This window comes from Kitasatospora sp. NPDC058190 (assembly GCF_042883685.1).
Classification (GTDB): Bacteria; Actinomycetota; Actinomycetes; order Streptomycetales; family Streptomycetaceae; genus Kitasatospora.
The window spans coordinates 13,337-26,841 of sequence record NZ_JBHVVI010000029.1 but is presented as its reverse complement, the minus strand read 5'-3'; the positions used below and the strand labels follow the sequence as shown (position 1 = coordinate 26,841).

Sequence of the window (13,505 nt, the reverse complement as noted above, 5' to 3'; positions counted from 1 at the left end):
GCCCGCTTCGCGCCGTTTGTCCGGGGGTTTCAGCGCCCCCGGGGGGGGGGGCGCCCCGACCGCGCCCCACTGGGCGGGGTGGGCGGCGGCCCCCCGGCCGGGGTGCCGGTCCCGCCAGTACCGCCAGAACGCGACCGGGCTCTTCTCGGCGATCACGGTCTCGTCCACGTCGAAGAAGGCGAGCGCCGGGCGTACCCGCAGGGCCGGTGCCGTCATCGCCCGTCCCGTCATCGCCCGCCCCGGCTCGCCAGGGCCGCTTCCGCGTACGCCCCGGCCGCCGTCTCGAGGTCCAGGGCGCCGTGCCCGGCGGCGGTCGTGACGTCCCGCCAGGCGCGCTGCACCCGGCTGTCCGAGGACTGGCCGCGCATGCCCGAGGCGTGGAAGAGCTCGTCCACCGCCTCCCGGCACATCGCGGCCGCGGTGGCCGCGTCCCGGCGGTTCTCGGCCACCGAGAGCGGGGTGACCGCGCCGCGGTCCGCACGGTCGGCGGCGCACTCCAGCAGCAGGCCCGCCGCGTGGATCCGTGCGGATGTGGCGGCCAGTAGCAGGCTCCGGCCGGGCTTGCCCGGCGCGGTCGGCCCGCACTCGTCCGTCCAGGCCTGCAGCGCCGCCCGGGCCGCCCCGAGCACCGGCGCGGCGAAGATCAGCCCGGCGACCATCGAGTAGGGCACCCGGTGGCAGCGGGCCGCGTCGGGCAGCGGGCTCAGCAGCGCGCTCAGGGTGAACGAGCGGTGCTCGGGGACGACGATGCCGTCGCCCGCCACGCTGTTGCTGCCGCTGCCCCGCAGGCCGACCGGGTCCCAGGTGTCGAGGACGGTCAGCTCGGCGCGCGGCACGGCGAAGATCCGGTGCTCCCGGAGGCCGTCCCGCCCCAGGGTCCAGGAGGCCAGCAGCACCCACTCCGCGTGGTCGACCCCGCTGGCCGTGCGCCACTCGCCGTCCAGCCGCCAGCCGCCGGCCACCTCGGTGGCGCGGCCCTGCGGCGGGACGATCGAGGCGGCGATCCGGACGTCCGGGCCCTGCGCCCACAGGTCGCGCTGCCCCTGCTCGGGCAGGTAGGCGGCGAGCCGGCCGTGCGCCGCGAACAGGGCGGAGCACCAGCCGGTGGCGGCGCAGGCCTGCGCGACGGCCGAGGCGTCGGCGAGCAGCCCGGCGAAGCTCCCGGCCGTGCCGCCCCACCGGGACGGGACGAAGTGGCGCGGGAAGCCCGCGTCGACCAGGGCGGCGGCGACCTGCGGGGTGAGCCGGCGCTGTTCCTCGGCGGTGGGGGCGTCGTGCAGCGCGAGCTTGGTGAGCAGGCTGACCGCCTCCTGGGGGCCGGTGGTGTTCCGGCCGTCCAGCGGTTCGGCGGCGGCCGGCAGGTCGGTGGTCAGCGGGGTGGTCAGGTCGGTGGCCCCTTGGGTCGCCCGGGAGGTGCTCCGGGGGGTGGTCAGGTCGGTGAGCACTCGGACGGCCCCTTGGGCGGCCACTCGGGTCGTCGGGGAAGCAGTCCGGGAAGTGGCTCGGGATGTGGCCCGGGACGTGGCCCGGGAAGTGGTCCCGAGGCTGGTCAGCACGCCGCCCCCAGCAGGGTGCGGGCGGGCTCGGCCGCGCCGCAGCGGACCGTGGCGTGGGCGAGTTCCCGCTCGCCCTGGCGGGCGCGCAGGGTGAAGACGCCGAGGCCGGTCGGCTCGGCGGTGATCGCCACCGGTGCGTCCAGCTCGCCGAAGGCCGTGAACTTCACCGTGAGCAGTGTCACGCCGCTCGCGCCCGGCCGGCGGTCCGCGGCGGCGACCCGGCCGGCCTGCCGGAAGGCTTCGACCAGCGCCATGCCCGGCACGTGGTCGGACTCGTGGTCGAACAGCACCGGGTGGTCCTGGTCCAGTCGCAGCCACCAGGCGTTGGCCCGCATCGGGTCGGCGGCGATCAGTACGTCCCGCTCGGCGAACTGGCCGACGATGGCCGGCGACAGCGGGATCCGGGGCGGCTCGGGCAGCGGCGACAACAGGGGCTCGCCGCCGCCGCGCCGGCGCAGCATGGCGTAGCGGCTGGGTTCCATCGGCTCCCAGCACAGCCGGGTTCTGCCGATCACGCGGTGCCGGACCAGGACGTCGGCCTCCAGCTCCAGGCGCAGGCGCCGGGCGCCCTCGGCGGGGCCGCGGCAGATGACGTCGAGCCCGACGGAGAGGTGCTCCGGCCCCACCGGGGGGAGCGTTTCGGACAGGTCGACGGAGGCCTCGCTCAGCACGAACGGCATGCCGTACGGGATGTCGAGGAAGCGGTGGGACAGGTGGATGGCGGTCTGGCGGGTGGTCTCCGCCAGCATCACCGGGTCGGCCGCGGGGCCGCCCTGGTGGGCGAGGTAGTGGTCGCGGTCCCAGCGGGCGGCGACCGCGAATCGGTCGGGGCCGAGCCGCTGCGCGTCCGTGAGCAGGACTTCCGCGTCGGCCGCCTTGTGGACGGACGTCCGCGGGACGCAGCGCTCGAACTCCATGGCCTTCCAGTGGTGCTCCGGCCCCGGACGGCCGGTCATCAGTTCAAGTCCAGGTACGACATGCATGTGCAGATCCCCCTCCTGGCTCGCCGTGCCAGCCCATGCGCCGGTATCGTCCCGACGCGGCACGTGGCGACGCCGAGAAATATACCTTCAGGAAGGAATCTTGAGGGGTAAGTTTTTTGTCATCGAACACGACCGAACACGATCGACGCGCGACACCCTGCCCACCCGACACGGCGCCATGCCGACCGACGACGGAGAATTCCCTACATGCCGGAGCCGCAAGCCATCGCCTTTGCCCCACCCAAAACCCCAGTTCGGAGGGGTTCCGACCCGAAGCAGGAGCGTTCTGCCAGAACCCGGCAGCGGGTCCTGATGGGGGCCGCCGAGCTGTTCACCGAGCGGGGCTTCCGCCAGACGTCGGTCAAGGACGTCGCCGACCGGGTCGAGATGACCAAGGGCGCCGTGTACTTCCACTACCCGACCAAGGAAGCCCTGGCCGTGGCGATCGTGGAGGAGCACTACGCACGTTGGCCGAAAATGCTCGATGAGGTCGCCCGGGAGGATCTCGGTCCGCTGGAGACCGCTGCCCGGATGCTGGACCGGGCGGCCGTCGCGTTCCAGGACGACGTGATCGTTCAGGCCGGCGCCCGGCTGCAGATCGAACGACCGCAGATCGACGTCGAGTTGCCCACCCCGTACGTGGACTGGGTCTCCCTGCTGGAGTCCCTGCTGACCTCCGCGCAGGAGGCGGGCGAGGTGCGCGCCGACGTCGTGCCGGGGCACGCGGCGCGCTCGCTGGTGTCCGCGTTCTTCGGTTCGCAGCATGTCTCCGACGTTCTCAGTGGACGGGCCGACGTGGTAGCGCGTTGGCGGGATCTGAGCGATCTCCTGTTCCGGGCCTTGCGGACGGAGTGAGCCGGCTCCGTCCGCAAAGCCCGTCTGCCGTGAACGGCGGACGTCCGCCCTCCGTGGACGCGGTGGGCGGTCGTCGGCCGTGAACGCGGTGGAGGTCCGTCGGCCGTGACCGAGGTGGACGTCCACCGGCCGGAAACGGCAGACGCCCGGGGGACGGTGCACCGCTGGGCAGCCGGTGCACCGTCCCCCGGGAGGGCGTGCTGTCTCGTACGGGCCGGTCAGGCCGGGTCGGTCACGTTGCGCTTGGTGGACAGGACCACCAGGCCGCCGATCACCGCGATGGCGGTCAGCACGGCACCGAAGATCGTGGCGCCGTTGGTCAGGCCCACCGCGTCGCTGAGGTAGCCGGCCGAGACGGGCAGGATGCCGGCCGGGATGTAACCGCCCACGTTGAGGGCGGCGTTGGCCTCGGCGAGCCGCTGCGGCGCGACGGTGGAGTTGAGCAGCGACAGGCCGCCGAGCTGGCCCATGCCCTGGCCGGCGCCGGCCAGCAGCGCGGCGACGACGAGGACCGCGACCGCCTGGGAGTGCACGGCGATGATCAGCGCGACCATGCTCAGCATGGTGCTCACCGCGCCGGCCGTCAGGATGGTGCGGCGGCGCAGCTTCTGGACGGCGAACTGCACGCCGGTGGCGGCGAGGAACATCACGAAGGCCATGGCGCCGGCGACGATCCGGTTGGTGGTGCCGAGCAGGCCGGACAGCAGCGACGGGCCGAGCGAGAGCACGAACGAGGTGGCGGTGATGCCGGGGGCGAAGACCGCGATGCCGAGGGCGAGCTGACGGCCGTTGCCGCTGGGGACGCCGGGCACCCGGATCCAGGCGCCCTTGGCGCGGTTCTCGGGGCGGCGAACCGGCATCCGCAGGACGACCAGGACGGCGCTGGCCAGGACCACGGCCTCGACGATGAACACGGTGACCGTCGGCCCGGGGGCCAGCTCGGAGAGCACACCGGCGAGCAGCGGGCCGAGGCCGGCGCCGAAGACCATCGCGCAGGAGGCGAGCAGGGCGGCGATCCGCTTGCGCTCGGGCCCGGCGACGTCGGTGACCGCGGCCATGCCGGCCGAGACGACCGCGCCGACCGCGATGCCGGTGAACAGTCGCGCCACGATCAGCGCGGCGACGCTGGTGGCCGTTCCGAAGATCAGGCAGGCGGCGAGTCCGAGTGCCAGTGCCGGGAGCAGGACGGGCTTGCGGCCGACCCGGTCCGAGACCACGCCGGAGACCAGCAGCGAGCCGATCAGGCCGACGATGTAGAACGCGAACACCACGGTCAGGGTGCCCTTGGAGAAGCCGATGTCGTGCTGCCACAGCACGTACAGCGGGGTGGCCGCGTTCGAGAGGACGAAGACGGCGGTGACCGGCCAGGCGGCCAGCCACACCCACCACAGCGGGGCGGTGGGCTTGGCGGCGGCGGGGGTGGCGGCGGCCTTGGCGGTGCGCTGCACCTCCTCGACGGCCTGGACGGGTGCGGTCCTGGTCTCGGACATGACGGTTCCTCCCGATCTGACTGTTGGCTCTCCAGCAGTACGAGTCGAGTCGAACTTAGCATGCAGTACGATGAAAGTCGTACAGCATAGGAACCGGGTTATGAGGAGTTGAGGAGCTGCCTATGACCACGACCACGGCCGACGCACCCGCCTTCAAGGTGCTTCCGGAGCCGTCCGACCTGCCCGAACCGCTCGCCGAGCCGGCCGTCGAGGAGCTGCGCCTGGAGAACGTGATGGGCGCGCTCAGCGACCCGCTGCGGCTGACCATCGTCCGCAAACTCCTGCTGGAGTCGGAGGACTTCGACCACTCCTGCGGCTGGTTCGGCTTCGACCGTCCCAAGTCCTCGCTCACGCACCACTTCAAGGCGCTGCGTGAGGCAGGGGTGACGCGCCAGCGCCAGTACGGGCTGGAGCGCCGCAGCCACGTGCGGGTGGACGACCTCAACGCCCGGTTCCCCGGGCTGCTCGATCTGGTCGCGGCCTGGACCCCGCAGGCCTGACCGGCACTCGGCCCCCGGCGGCGTAGGGCCGCCGGGGGCCGTCGGGTCATCGGGTCGTCGGGTCGTGCGACCGGGCAGGTCGGTGGGAATGGGGGATCATGGGTCGGTACCCCTGATTTCGTCTGGTGAAGGACCCCGAACCGTGGCCCAGATCGTCCTCTTCCACTCCGCCCACGGCCTGCGCCCGGCCGTGCACGCCGCCGCCGACCGGCTGCGCGCCGCCGGACACACCGTGCACACCCCGGACCTGTTCGAGGGGCGGACCTTCGACGACTCCGAGGCCTCGCGCGCCTACCAGGAGGAGATCGGCGGCAGCGACGAACTGCTGAAGCGCGCGGTCACCGCCGTCGCCCCGCTCTCCGAGGGCGGGCTGGTGTACGCCGGCTTCTCGCTCGGCGGCGCGATCGCGCAGAACCTGGCCCTCGCGGACGAGAAGGCGCGCGGACTGCTGCTCCTGCACGGCACCTCCGACCTGCGGGAGGACGCGGCGACCTCGATCCCCGTCCAGCTGCACATGGCCGACCCGGACCCGTACGAGCCGGAGGACTGGCTGAACGCCTGGTACCTGCGGATGCGGCGCGCGGGCGCGGAGGTCGAGGTGCACCGCTACCAGGGCGCCGGGCACCTGTTCACCGACCCGGAGCTGCCCGACTACGACGAGGAGGCCGCCGAGCGCGCCTGGGCGGCGGCGGTGGACTTCCTCGCGGACCTGGAGGACTGATCCGGCGTCGGGCCGACCGGAGCGGGAGGCCGGGCGGAGCGGGGAGTCGGCCTGAGGTTCAGGGCCGGGAGGGGCCGCGGCGGGGGAGGGTCTGGCTGTAGACGACGCTGGTGGTGGTGCTGCCGAAGCCGGCGAGCTCGTCGACGAGGGTCTCCAGGTGTTCCATGGAGGTCGCGGCCACCTTCAGGGTGTAGCAGTCGTCGCCGGTGGTGCGCAGGCACTCCAGGATCTCGCGGCGGTCGGCGAGCACGCGGTGCAGCGGCTGGTGGCGGTTGCCCGGGTACTTCAGTCGGACGACGGCGAGCACCGGGTAGCCGACCTTGGCCAGGTCGACGGTGGCGTGGTAGCCGGTGATGACGCCCAGCGACTCCAGGTTCCTCACCCGTTCGGTGGTGGCGGAGGGGCTGAGGTTGACCCGGCGGCCCAGCTCGCTGAGGGAGATCCGGGCCTCCTGCTGGAGCTGGTCGATGATCGCCCAGTCGGTGTCGTCGAGGTTCGCGGTCACCGGGCGATATTACCGGGAGATTCGCGACGGACAGCGGTGATCGCCGGGAAGATCTTGTTCCGGGCAGAGTGCGCCCGGGAATAGCCTCGGGGCATGCAACTTGGCGTCAACGTACCGAACTTCGGACCGGGTACCGACCCCGGCGTGCTGCACGCCTGGGCGGTGGTGGTGGAGGACCTCGGGTTCGACCTGCTGATGGTCTCGGACCACGTGGCCGTGACCGCGGACGTGGCCGAGCGCTACCCGGAGCCGTTCTACGACCCGTTCGCGACCTTGTCGTGGCTGACGGGGGTGACCGACGGACGGCTGAGGATCGGGACGACGGTGCTGGTGCTGCCGTACCGTCACCCGCTGCTGGTGGCGCGGATGGCGGACACCTTGCACCGGCTCAGCGGCGGGCAGTTCGTGCTCGGCGTCGGAGTCGGCTGGGCGCGGCAGGAGTTCGACGCGCTCGGGGTGCCGTTCGCCGCGCGGGGGCGGCTGACGGACGAGTACCTGGGGGTGATACGGGAGGCCTGGCAGGGGCGGGACACCGCCGCGCCGCCGGTCTGGATCGGGGGGCACAGCGAGGCGGCGCTCCGTCGGGCGGTGAAGTTCGGCGACGCCTGGCACCCGCTGCGGCTGCCGATCGCGCGGATGCGCTCGGTGCTGGCGGAGCACGAGCTGCCGGGGTTCGCGCCGCGGATCGCGCTGCGATTGACGGACGCTCCGGTGGACGATCCCGAACGGCCCGCCGGGGTCGGCGCCCTGGCGCAGGTGATGGGCGACCTCGCGGAGCTGCGCGAGCTGGGCGCCGAGGCCGTGGTGCTGGACCCGTACCGCGGGGACCCGGAGGGGACCCGCCGGTACGACGTGGCGTGGCAGGCTCTGGCGATGGTTTCGGAACACTGGAAGGCCCAGGGGAGGGCACAGTCATGATCACGGTTGCCGACGAGGCGCTGCTGCGGCGCGCGATCGCCGTCGCGGCCCGGGCGGTCGAACTGGGCGACGCGCCGTACGGTTCACTGCTGGCCGCACCGGACGGGACGGTCCTGGTCGAGGCCCACAACACCGTCCGGCGGGACGACGACATCACCGCGCACCCCGAACTCAAGCTCGCCCGCTGGGCCGCCCGGGAGCTGACCCCGGAGGCGGCCGCCGGTACGACCATGTACACCAGCTGCCAGCCCTGCGGCATGTGCGCGGGGGCGCTCGTCCGCTCCGGGCTCGGGCGGGTGGTGTACGCGCTGGCGACCGAGCAGCTCGTCGAGCTCAACCCGGAGTCGGGCGCCTGGCCGGTGGTGCCGCAGGACGGTCCGGCGCTGTTCGAGGAGGCGCGCGGGCCGATCGAGACGTACTACCGGTCGTCCTGACGGCGGGGAGGTGCGGGCGGTCGCTCCGCCGATGGGCGGGACCGCGATCAGGGCACCCGACGGGACGGGGGTCCGTCGGGCCGAATGACGGTCGGCGGGGCGCGAGTTCGCGCCCCGCCGGTCTGCGAGGGACTGCCGCAGTCCGGGGTGTCGGTGGCCTCTGCGAGCATCGTGCCGTGACTCGTACCCCTGACCAGCGTCCCGACGAAGCCGTCCTCGATGCCCTGCGCACCGCCTTCCCGCCGGAGTGGCGGGAACCGGCCCTGGGTGGTGAGGGCGTCGCGCGTTGGGAGGCGGTGAACGGCGTCGTCCTGCCGGAGCCGTACCGGACCTTCGTCGCGGAGATCAGCAACGGCTGCGGCCTCGGCCCGGCGGAGGACGGCGGCCTCCAGCCACTGGGGTGGCTGCCCGACGGCTGGCCGGACTTGGGTGAGCGGCGGCCGGGGGAGTCGTTCCCGCTGGAGGCGGCCTGGCTGTGGGAGGACGACGAGGGCGTCGACCCGGACGACCCCCGGATCGACGCGGTGTTCCTGCACGGGTCGGTGGTGCTCGGCTCGGACGACGGGCAGTCCTTCTGGCTGCTGGTGACGACGGGCCCCCGGCGGGGCGAGGTCTGGATGGTGTCCGACGTCGCCGCCCTGCCGGTGCCCGGGCCGGAGGCCTGGGGGTTCGCGGAGTGGGTCCGGCAGTGGCCCTCGGACGAGGAGTGGCAGGTCTGAGGCGACCTTCAACGCTGGACGACGGCGGTGCCGCCGTCCAGGTCGATGCCCGTCCGGGGCGGGGCGCCGGCGTGGTCGTCGTCGCGCAGGGTGAGTCGGGCCTGGCGCTGCTCGATCTGGACGCGCTTGTTGGCGTTGAAGAACGCGTGCAACTCCTCGGTCGCGGCGGCGCCGAGGCCGAGGCTGCCGGGGCGGGACCGGGCGTTCAGGCGACGGGAGAGCCAGACGGGGTGGCCCGACCGTACGACGAGGTGTCGGATCGAGGCCAGGGTGAAGGGCACGATCACCAGCACGGCCATGAAGAGGAGGCCCGACATCATCACCATGCCCGCTCCAACGGGCTTGGGCGGTCGGGAAGTTCCTGGCCAGGCGTCAATTGTGGTGCGGTGGCCGGGTTGTTGGTGGTTGGGTCGGGCGTATGAGCGATGAGAGCGGGGCGCCCGCGCGGTTCAAGGACCTGGCGTTGGACGCACTGGACCACCAGGGCTTGGCGGACTGGTGGTGTGCGGCGATCGGGTACGTGCGCAGGCAGTCGATCGACGGGGTGGAACTGCCGGACGGGTGGGGGGTGCCGATCGTGGATCCGGGCGGGGGCGGTCCGTTGATCTGGATCAATCCGGTGGAGGAGCAGAAGGCGGTCAAGAACCGGATGCACCTTGATGTGTGGGGCGATGCAGGCCGGTTGGTGACGCTCGGGGCGAGGGTGGTCCAGGAGCCCGGCGGCGAGGTTCATTGGCACGTGCTGGCGGATCCGGAGGGGAACGAGTTCTGCGTGTTCGCTCCGCGGGGCGGCGAGGCCGGCTGACGGGCTGACGGGCTGACCGGCTGGGCAGGAGGTCGGAGGACGACTTCGCCAGCAGAGTCGGCGGGCCGACTTCCTGCGCGACAGGCTCGGTCGTGCAGCCGCATCGGACAGCCCGTGGGCCCGGTGCCAGGCGGGGTACGTGCTCTGGCTCCTCGACCGGCCTGACCTGCCGAACAGCCGTCGGGTCTGGCGCGCTTGGCCGGCATCCGGGTCGGCTTCCGGTGTCGGGGGTGGGTGGAAAACAGGGTGACCCGAGGGTGGTGCGGGGCGAAACTGGTTCGCTGTGAAGCGACTCGTGGTTTCCGAGCTTGATCATTTGAGGGAGCTGGAGCGGATCGTCCGCGCGGTGGTGGGTGCCGCCGGCGATGAGGGCTGGCTCGAGTACGGGCCTGATCCGGAGGATGCGACGCCGCTGCAGCGGGCGGTGAACGAGGTGGCGCGGAAGATCCTCTACTACCACTTCCCGGGGGACGGTTGCCTCGACGAGGAGCGGGAGCGCCCCGAGTTGAAGCTCGTGGGGGTGGCGATCCTGCGGCCCGAGGCGATGCCGGCGGGCATGGAGGAGACCTATGAGCAGGCGTGTCTGCGGCTCGGGGTCGAGGCCAGGCCGGAGGGGTGGGCGCTGTGGAACACCTGGGGTGACGACGGTCAGGTCAAGGTCACGATGGTGGTGGCGGCGGTCGACACCACGGAGGGGCTGCTCTGGCACTGGTCGAGGGGCCGGGAGTTCAACCCGGTCACCCCTCTGCCTTCGCAGGTGGCGCTCATCCATCACGGTTGGCACGCCCACATGATCTTCTCGCCCTGGGGGGTGCGGAGGTTGGGGCTCCGAGGCCAACCGTGACACCGAGTCGCGGATGCGGTCCCTCGCGCGGATGGGCGCGAGGGGCCGCAGGTGCGTGGGAAGTCAGATTGGGCGACTTCCTGCGCGGTGGGGGTGTGAAGTGTCAGGCGTGGTGGTCGAATTCGCCGGCCTTGAGGCCTTGGAGGAGGGCGGCGAAGGTGGTGGGGGTGGTGCGGAGGATGGTTTCGCCTTCATCGGACTCGCGGAGTTCGACCAGGCTGTCGGCCTTACGGACCTCCACGCACTCGCTGCCGGACCCGCTGAAGGATGACTTCTGCCACTCGGTGTAGGTCATGTTCGGCCTTTCATAGGCTCTGTGCGATCTTGCGAATCAGGCTACGAGACTTGCTCTCGCTCAGCGCCATCGATTCGGTGCGGGCGAAGATGGATCGATAGCTGGTGAGCTCGTTGACGGCATCCAGGTAGACGGGGCCACGGGAGGACTCGATCTCTACGGTGCCGAGTTCTGGCACCTTGCCGAATGCATAGGTGAGGTTCTCAACCGCTCCGGGGAAGGTGCCGATGTCGAACGGTACGACTCGGACGGTCATCCATCCTTGCTCGGAGTCTTCGAGCAGGGATGCGAGCTGTTCCCGGAGGATCTCGACGCCTCCGAAGCGGGTCCACAGCGCGGATTCGTAGATGAAGAGGGTCATCGGCTTCTGATTGCGGCGCAGATCGGCCTTGCGATGCATTCTGAACGCGGTTCGGGCCTCCAGCTCGTGCCGGGGAATGGGAGGGATCGAGCGTCCGAACATCGATGATGCATAGCTGATCGTCTGGCAGGGGCCGGGCATGTGGGTGAGAACCCACAGCATGAGGCTGTCTGCGCTCTTCTCAAGCTCGGCGACTTCAAGGAAGCCGTCCGGGATGGTGCCGCGGTACTCCTCCCACCAGCCCTTGGAGCGGTCCTGGACCATGGACTCCAGGGCGTCGATCAGGGGCTCGTTCATGCACTTGCAAGCGGCGGCGAAGGAACGGAGCCGCTCCGGGCTCACGCCGACCTTGGCCGCCTCTATCTGGCTGACCTGAGTCCTGTCGATTCCGAGGTCTCTGCTCAGGTTGGCCGTTGACAGTCCGGCTGCCTCGCGCATCTTCCGGAGTTCGGTGCCGATGCGGCGCTGACGGAGCGTCGGGTTGAGTCGCGGCGGCATGGGTTCCTTCCTCGCCGATGTGCCCCAAGTCTGCCGCGCTGCTGTGCGCGGGGTCCACTTGGGGGTGAACCTATCCGGATTTGGAATCACATGTGATGCCACTGCTGTATGGTCGATGTCACAGTGATCCGATGGATCGTCAAGTTCGGCTGCTGTCAAGCCACTTCTTCGCATCTCGGGAGCTCTCCCATGCGTCACATCAACACGCCCTCGATCGCCATCTCCCGGCAGTCCCTCCGCGACGCCATGGGCCGGGTCGGGTACCCGCCCTCCGTGATCGCCGACGGGGAGCTCGCGCTCGTCGAACTCCTCGTGAACGCTGGCGGCACGGCGCCACCCCCGCGCCGGTCGTCCAGATCCTCGCGATCCACCGCACGCTCCGGGTGGCCGTCGCGGACGAGAGCCCGACCAAGCCGGAGCGGTGCATGCCGGGCCTCCTTGCGGAGTCCGGCCGTGGGCTCCAGCTCGTGGAGGGCCTGACCCACCGCTGGGGCGTGGACCTCCAGGAGCGGGGCAAACTCGTCTGGTTCGAGCTGGACTCCGTCGCGTGAAGCGCCGGCCGATGGCGCCGACGGATCCCCGGGTCCGGGGCTTCAGGGACGAGCACGTCCTCGCTCTCCTCGGTGAACTCCACGAGCGCGGCAAGAAGTTCGGGCTGGTCTGGCCGTCGGCCTCGACGGACCGCACGCTCGACGGGCGGGTCCTCGTCCGGTTCAACACGGCGCCGGTCTCGACCCTGCTCAACCTCCTCACCCTGCTCCTCGACGCCGAGTGGGACCGCCCGTGCGATTCCTGATCGGGGCGGCGTTTGCCGTCCTCCTGGCGCTCGCGTTCGCGACCGTCGCCCTGGGCGTGATCACCACCCTCCGCGTGACCCCTCCGGACGAGGACGCCTGACCCCCGCCAGCCCCCGCCGCCCCCGCGCGCCGGGGGTTGCGGCACGATGGGACCCGTGGCAGAGCGGAGATACGAGTACGCACCGGCGGGAACCCTGCCGGGGCTGTTGCAGCGCGGCCGGGGGCTCGGCGCGCTGATGGCGGCGGAGGATCCCGCCTCGGCTGCCGACCTGATCTACGGGTGCATTCGCTGGGAGTGGCGCTGGGATTCGACATTCGACGACCGGGACGTCTATCTCGCCCGGCTGATCCGTGACCTGGAGTTGCCGCTCGGTCCGGTGATCGAGATGTTGGCCGGGGACGAGGGTGTCCGTGAGCGGGCCACCGGAGTGCTGGAGCTGCTGGCGGCCGCCGGCTCGGTGGAAGCTAGGGATGCCTTGCCGCCGGAGGCCGAGGAGGAGGACGAGGACTGGGGGGACCCCCCGAGGAGTCGGCCCGATCCGATGGCCGAGTTGGCGAGCAGCGCGCTGCTGGAGCTGCTGGCCGACCCCGCCGAACCGGAGAACCGTAAGGTCGGCGCGCTGAACGTGCTCTACGACCGGGATCCGGAGCCCGGGCTCGTCCCGCTCGTCCCCTCGCTCGGCGAGGCGGACGGTGAGTACCCGCTGCCAATGTTGTCCCTTGTCGTTCACAGGCTCGGCGCCCTCGCCGTGCCGGCCGCCCGGGACTGGGCCACCTCCGACACCCGCTGGCTGGCCAGCGAGGGCCTCACCGTGCTGCATGCGCACGGCGAAGAGGAGGACATCCCGACCCTCGTCGCCGAACTGGAGCGGGACTGGATGGATCGCACCTGGTGTGGCCCGATGTACACGGCACGAGGGCTGGCGCGGTTCGGGCCGAAGGCCGCCGACGCGATCTCCCTGCTGCGCCGCTTCTGGCTGTGGACGCCGCACTCCTATGAGCGCCATGGCTACCTGGAGGCGCTGGCGGCGATGGGGGCGGCCGGGATGGCCGAGGCGTACACCGAGTCGCTCTGGGACTGCCAGTCCGAAGCCCGTCGGCTCGGCGTCGCGCATGCGCCCGATCGGCCCGAAGTGAGAGACCGCCTGGCGTACCTCCGGGACGACCCGATGGAGGACCCGGAGATCAAAAGAGCCGCCGCGGCGCGACTGGCCGGGCCATAGG

Annotated in this window: 18 protein-coding genes and 1 pseudogene; 11 read left to right on the top strand and 8 right to left on the bottom strand. The window is 71.7% G+C overall.

Annotated features, from left to right (window positions below; all coding sequences use genetic code 11):
• The 3 genes and pseudogenes from ACFVWU_RS16015 to ACFVWU_RS16005 all read right to left on the bottom strand — a co-directional run.
• Positions 1–216 (bottom strand): annotated as a pseudogene (locus ACFVWU_RS16015) (hypothetical protein); the annotation flags it as partial.
• Positions 217–227: 11 nt separating this feature from the next.
• The gene (locus ACFVWU_RS16010) at positions 228–1,445 is read right to left on the bottom strand and encodes an oxidoreductase (protein ID WP_387620529.1); all 1,218 of its coding nucleotides are present in this window, start codon (positions 1,443–1,445) and stop codon (positions 228–230) included.
• A 104-nt stretch (positions 1,446–1,549) separates the two neighbouring features.
• On the bottom strand, positions 1,550–2,512 hold the full coding sequence (locus tag ACFVWU_RS16005) for a ScbA/BarX family gamma-butyrolactone biosynthesis protein (protein WP_387620526.1): 963 nt from the start codon (positions 2,510–2,512) through the stop codon (positions 1,550–1,552).
• A 234-nt stretch (positions 2,513–2,746) separates the two neighbouring features.
• On the opposite strand from ACFVWU_RS16005, the gene ACFVWU_RS16000 reads away from it, so the two are divergent.
• A complete protein-coding gene (locus ACFVWU_RS16000) occupies positions 2,747–3,394 on the top strand; it encodes a ScbR family autoregulator-binding transcription factor (protein ID WP_387620522.1) in 648 nt (215 codons plus the stop codon).
• A 218-nt stretch (positions 3,395–3,612) separates the two neighbouring features.
• Here ACFVWU_RS16000 and ACFVWU_RS15995 read toward each other — a convergent pair whose 3' ends face one another.
• Positions 3,613–4,884, bottom strand: coding sequence for an MFS transporter (locus ACFVWU_RS15995; RefSeq protein ID WP_387620518.1), 1,272 nt, complete (start codon positions 4,882–4,884; stop codon positions 3,613–3,615).
• 122 nt (positions 4,885–5,006) lie between these two features.
• Between ACFVWU_RS15995 and ACFVWU_RS15990 the strand changes: the two genes are divergently transcribed.
• Both ACFVWU_RS15990 and ACFVWU_RS15985 read left to right on the top strand, forming a co-directional pair.
• Positions 5,007–5,384 carry an ArsR/SmtB family transcription factor gene (locus ACFVWU_RS15990; RefSeq protein ID WP_387620515.1) on the top strand — a complete coding sequence of 126 codons (378 nt, stop codon included), beginning with the start codon at positions 5,007–5,009 and terminating at the stop codon, positions 5,382–5,384.
• Positions 5,385–5,526: 142 nt separating this feature from the next.
• The gene (locus ACFVWU_RS15985; RefSeq protein WP_387620512.1) at positions 5,527–6,105 is read left to right on the top strand and encodes a dienelactone hydrolase family protein; all 579 of its coding nucleotides are present in this window, start codon (positions 5,527–5,529) and stop codon (positions 6,103–6,105) included.
• A gap of 58 nt (positions 6,106–6,163) precedes the next feature.
• Here the strand turns inward: ACFVWU_RS15985 and ACFVWU_RS15980 are convergent, their stop codons facing one another.
• Complete coding sequence (locus tag ACFVWU_RS15980; RefSeq protein ID WP_387620509.1) at positions 6,164–6,610, bottom strand: Lrp/AsnC family transcriptional regulator; 447 nt, start codon at positions 6,608–6,610, stop codon at positions 6,164–6,166.
• A 93-nt stretch (positions 6,611–6,703) separates the two neighbouring features.
• On the opposite strand from ACFVWU_RS15980, the gene ACFVWU_RS15975 reads away from it, so the two are divergent.
• From ACFVWU_RS15975 to ACFVWU_RS15965, 3 genes are all read left to right on the top strand, one after another.
• Positions 6,704–7,528 carry an LLM class flavin-dependent oxidoreductase gene (locus ACFVWU_RS15975; RefSeq protein WP_387620507.1) on the top strand — a complete coding sequence of 275 codons (825 nt, stop codon included), beginning with the start codon at positions 6,704–6,706 and terminating at the stop codon, positions 7,526–7,528.
• Positions 7,525–7,962, top strand: coding sequence for a nucleoside deaminase (locus tag ACFVWU_RS15970; RefSeq protein ID WP_387620504.1), 438 nt, complete (start codon positions 7,525–7,527; stop codon positions 7,960–7,962). The genes ACFVWU_RS15975 and ACFVWU_RS15970 overlap by 4 nt, the downstream gene beginning before the upstream one ends.
• Before the next feature lie 176 nt (positions 7,963–8,138).
• A complete protein-coding gene (locus ACFVWU_RS15965; RefSeq protein ID WP_387620502.1) occupies positions 8,139–8,681 on the top strand; it encodes an SMI1/KNR4 family protein in 543 nt (180 codons plus the stop codon).
• 8 nt (positions 8,682–8,689) lie between these two features.
• Here the strand turns inward: ACFVWU_RS15965 and ACFVWU_RS15960 are convergent, their stop codons facing one another.
• On the bottom strand, positions 8,690–9,007 hold the full coding sequence (locus tag ACFVWU_RS15960) for a DUF6191 domain-containing protein (RefSeq protein WP_387620499.1): 318 nt from the start codon (positions 9,005–9,007) through the stop codon (positions 8,690–8,692).
• 137 nt (positions 9,008–9,144) lie between these two features.
• Between ACFVWU_RS15960 and ACFVWU_RS15955 the strand changes: the two genes are divergently transcribed.
• Complete coding sequence (locus ACFVWU_RS15955) at positions 9,145–9,486, top strand: VOC family protein (RefSeq protein WP_387620496.1); 342 nt, start codon at positions 9,145–9,147, stop codon at positions 9,484–9,486.
• A gap of 283 nt (positions 9,487–9,769) precedes the next feature.
• Entirely contained in the window at positions 9,770–10,330 is a 561-nt protein-coding gene (locus ACFVWU_RS15950; protein WP_387620493.1) for a hypothetical protein, read from the top strand.
• Positions 10,331–10,433: 103 nt separating this feature from the next.
• Here ACFVWU_RS15950 and ACFVWU_RS15945 read toward each other — a convergent pair whose 3' ends face one another.
• Positions 10,434–10,625 (bottom strand): DUF397 domain-containing protein, encoded by a 192-nt coding sequence (locus tag ACFVWU_RS15945; protein WP_387620491.1) that lies wholly within the window; start codon positions 10,623–10,625, stop codon positions 10,434–10,436.
• Between the two features lie 10 nt (positions 10,626–10,635).
• Positions 10,636–11,484, bottom strand: a complete 849-nt coding sequence (locus tag ACFVWU_RS15940) for a helix-turn-helix domain-containing protein (RefSeq protein ID WP_387620488.1) — start codon at positions 11,482–11,484, stop codon at positions 10,636–10,638.
• A 425-nt stretch (positions 11,485–11,909) separates the two neighbouring features.
• On the opposite strand from ACFVWU_RS15940, the gene ACFVWU_RS15935 reads away from it, so the two are divergent.
• The 3 genes from ACFVWU_RS15935 (at position 11,910) to ACFVWU_RS15925 (ending at position 13,504) form a co-directional block, all read left to right on the top strand.
• Positions 11,910–12,035: a hypothetical protein gene (locus ACFVWU_RS15935; RefSeq protein ID WP_387620485.1), complete on the top strand. Its 126-nt coding sequence runs from the start codon at positions 11,910–11,912 to the stop codon at positions 12,033–12,035.
• Positions 12,032–12,280 carry a hypothetical protein gene (locus ACFVWU_RS15930; RefSeq protein WP_387620483.1) on the top strand — a complete coding sequence of 83 codons (249 nt, stop codon included), beginning with the start codon at positions 12,032–12,034 and terminating at the stop codon, positions 12,278–12,280. Before ACFVWU_RS15935 ends, ACFVWU_RS15930 begins: the two co-directional genes overlap by 4 nt.
• Before the next feature lie 156 nt (positions 12,281–12,436).
• Positions 12,437–13,504: a hypothetical protein gene (locus ACFVWU_RS15925; RefSeq protein WP_387620481.1), complete on the top strand. Its 1,068-nt coding sequence runs from the start codon at positions 12,437–12,439 to the stop codon at positions 13,502–13,504.
• Position 13,505: the final 1 nt, after the last annotated feature.

Bases quoted from the DNA above. Each gene is read 5' to 3' on its own strand.
- ACFVWU_RS16005 (WP_387620526.1), bottom strand. From the start codon at position 2,512: ATGACCGGCCGTCCGGGGCCGGAGCACCACTGGAAGGCCATGGAGTTC.
- ACFVWU_RS16000 (WP_387620522.1), top strand. From the start codon at position 2,747: ATGCCGGAGCCGCAAGCCATCGCCTTTGCCCCACCCAAAACCCCAGTT.
- ACFVWU_RS15995 (WP_387620518.1), bottom strand. From the start codon at position 4,884: ATGTCCGAGACCAGGACCGCACCCGTCCAGGCCGTCGAGGAGGTGCAG.
- ACFVWU_RS15990 (WP_387620515.1), top strand. From the start codon at position 5,007: ATGACCACGACCACGGCCGACGCACCCGCCTTCAAGGTGCTTCCGGAG.
- ACFVWU_RS15975 (WP_387620507.1), top strand. From the start codon at position 6,704: ATGCAACTTGGCGTCAACGTACCGAACTTCGGACCGGGTACCGACCCC.
- ACFVWU_RS15970 (WP_387620504.1), top strand. From the start codon at position 7,525: ATGATCACGGTTGCCGACGAGGCGCTGCTGCGGCGCGCGATCGCCGTC.
- ACFVWU_RS15960 (WP_387620499.1), bottom strand. From the start codon at position 9,007: ATGGTGATGATGTCGGGCCTCCTCTTCATGGCCGTGCTGGTGATCGTG.
- ACFVWU_RS15945 (WP_387620491.1), bottom strand. From the start codon at position 10,625: ATGACCTACACCGAGTGGCAGAAGTCATCCTTCAGCGGGTCCGGCAGC.
- ACFVWU_RS15940 (WP_387620488.1), bottom strand. From the start codon at position 11,484: ATGCCGCCGCGACTCAACCCGACGCTCCGTCAGCGCCGCATCGGCACC.
- ACFVWU_RS15935 (WP_387620485.1), top strand. From the start codon at position 11,910: ATGCCGGGCCTCCTTGCGGAGTCCGGCCGTGGGCTCCAGCTCGTGGAG.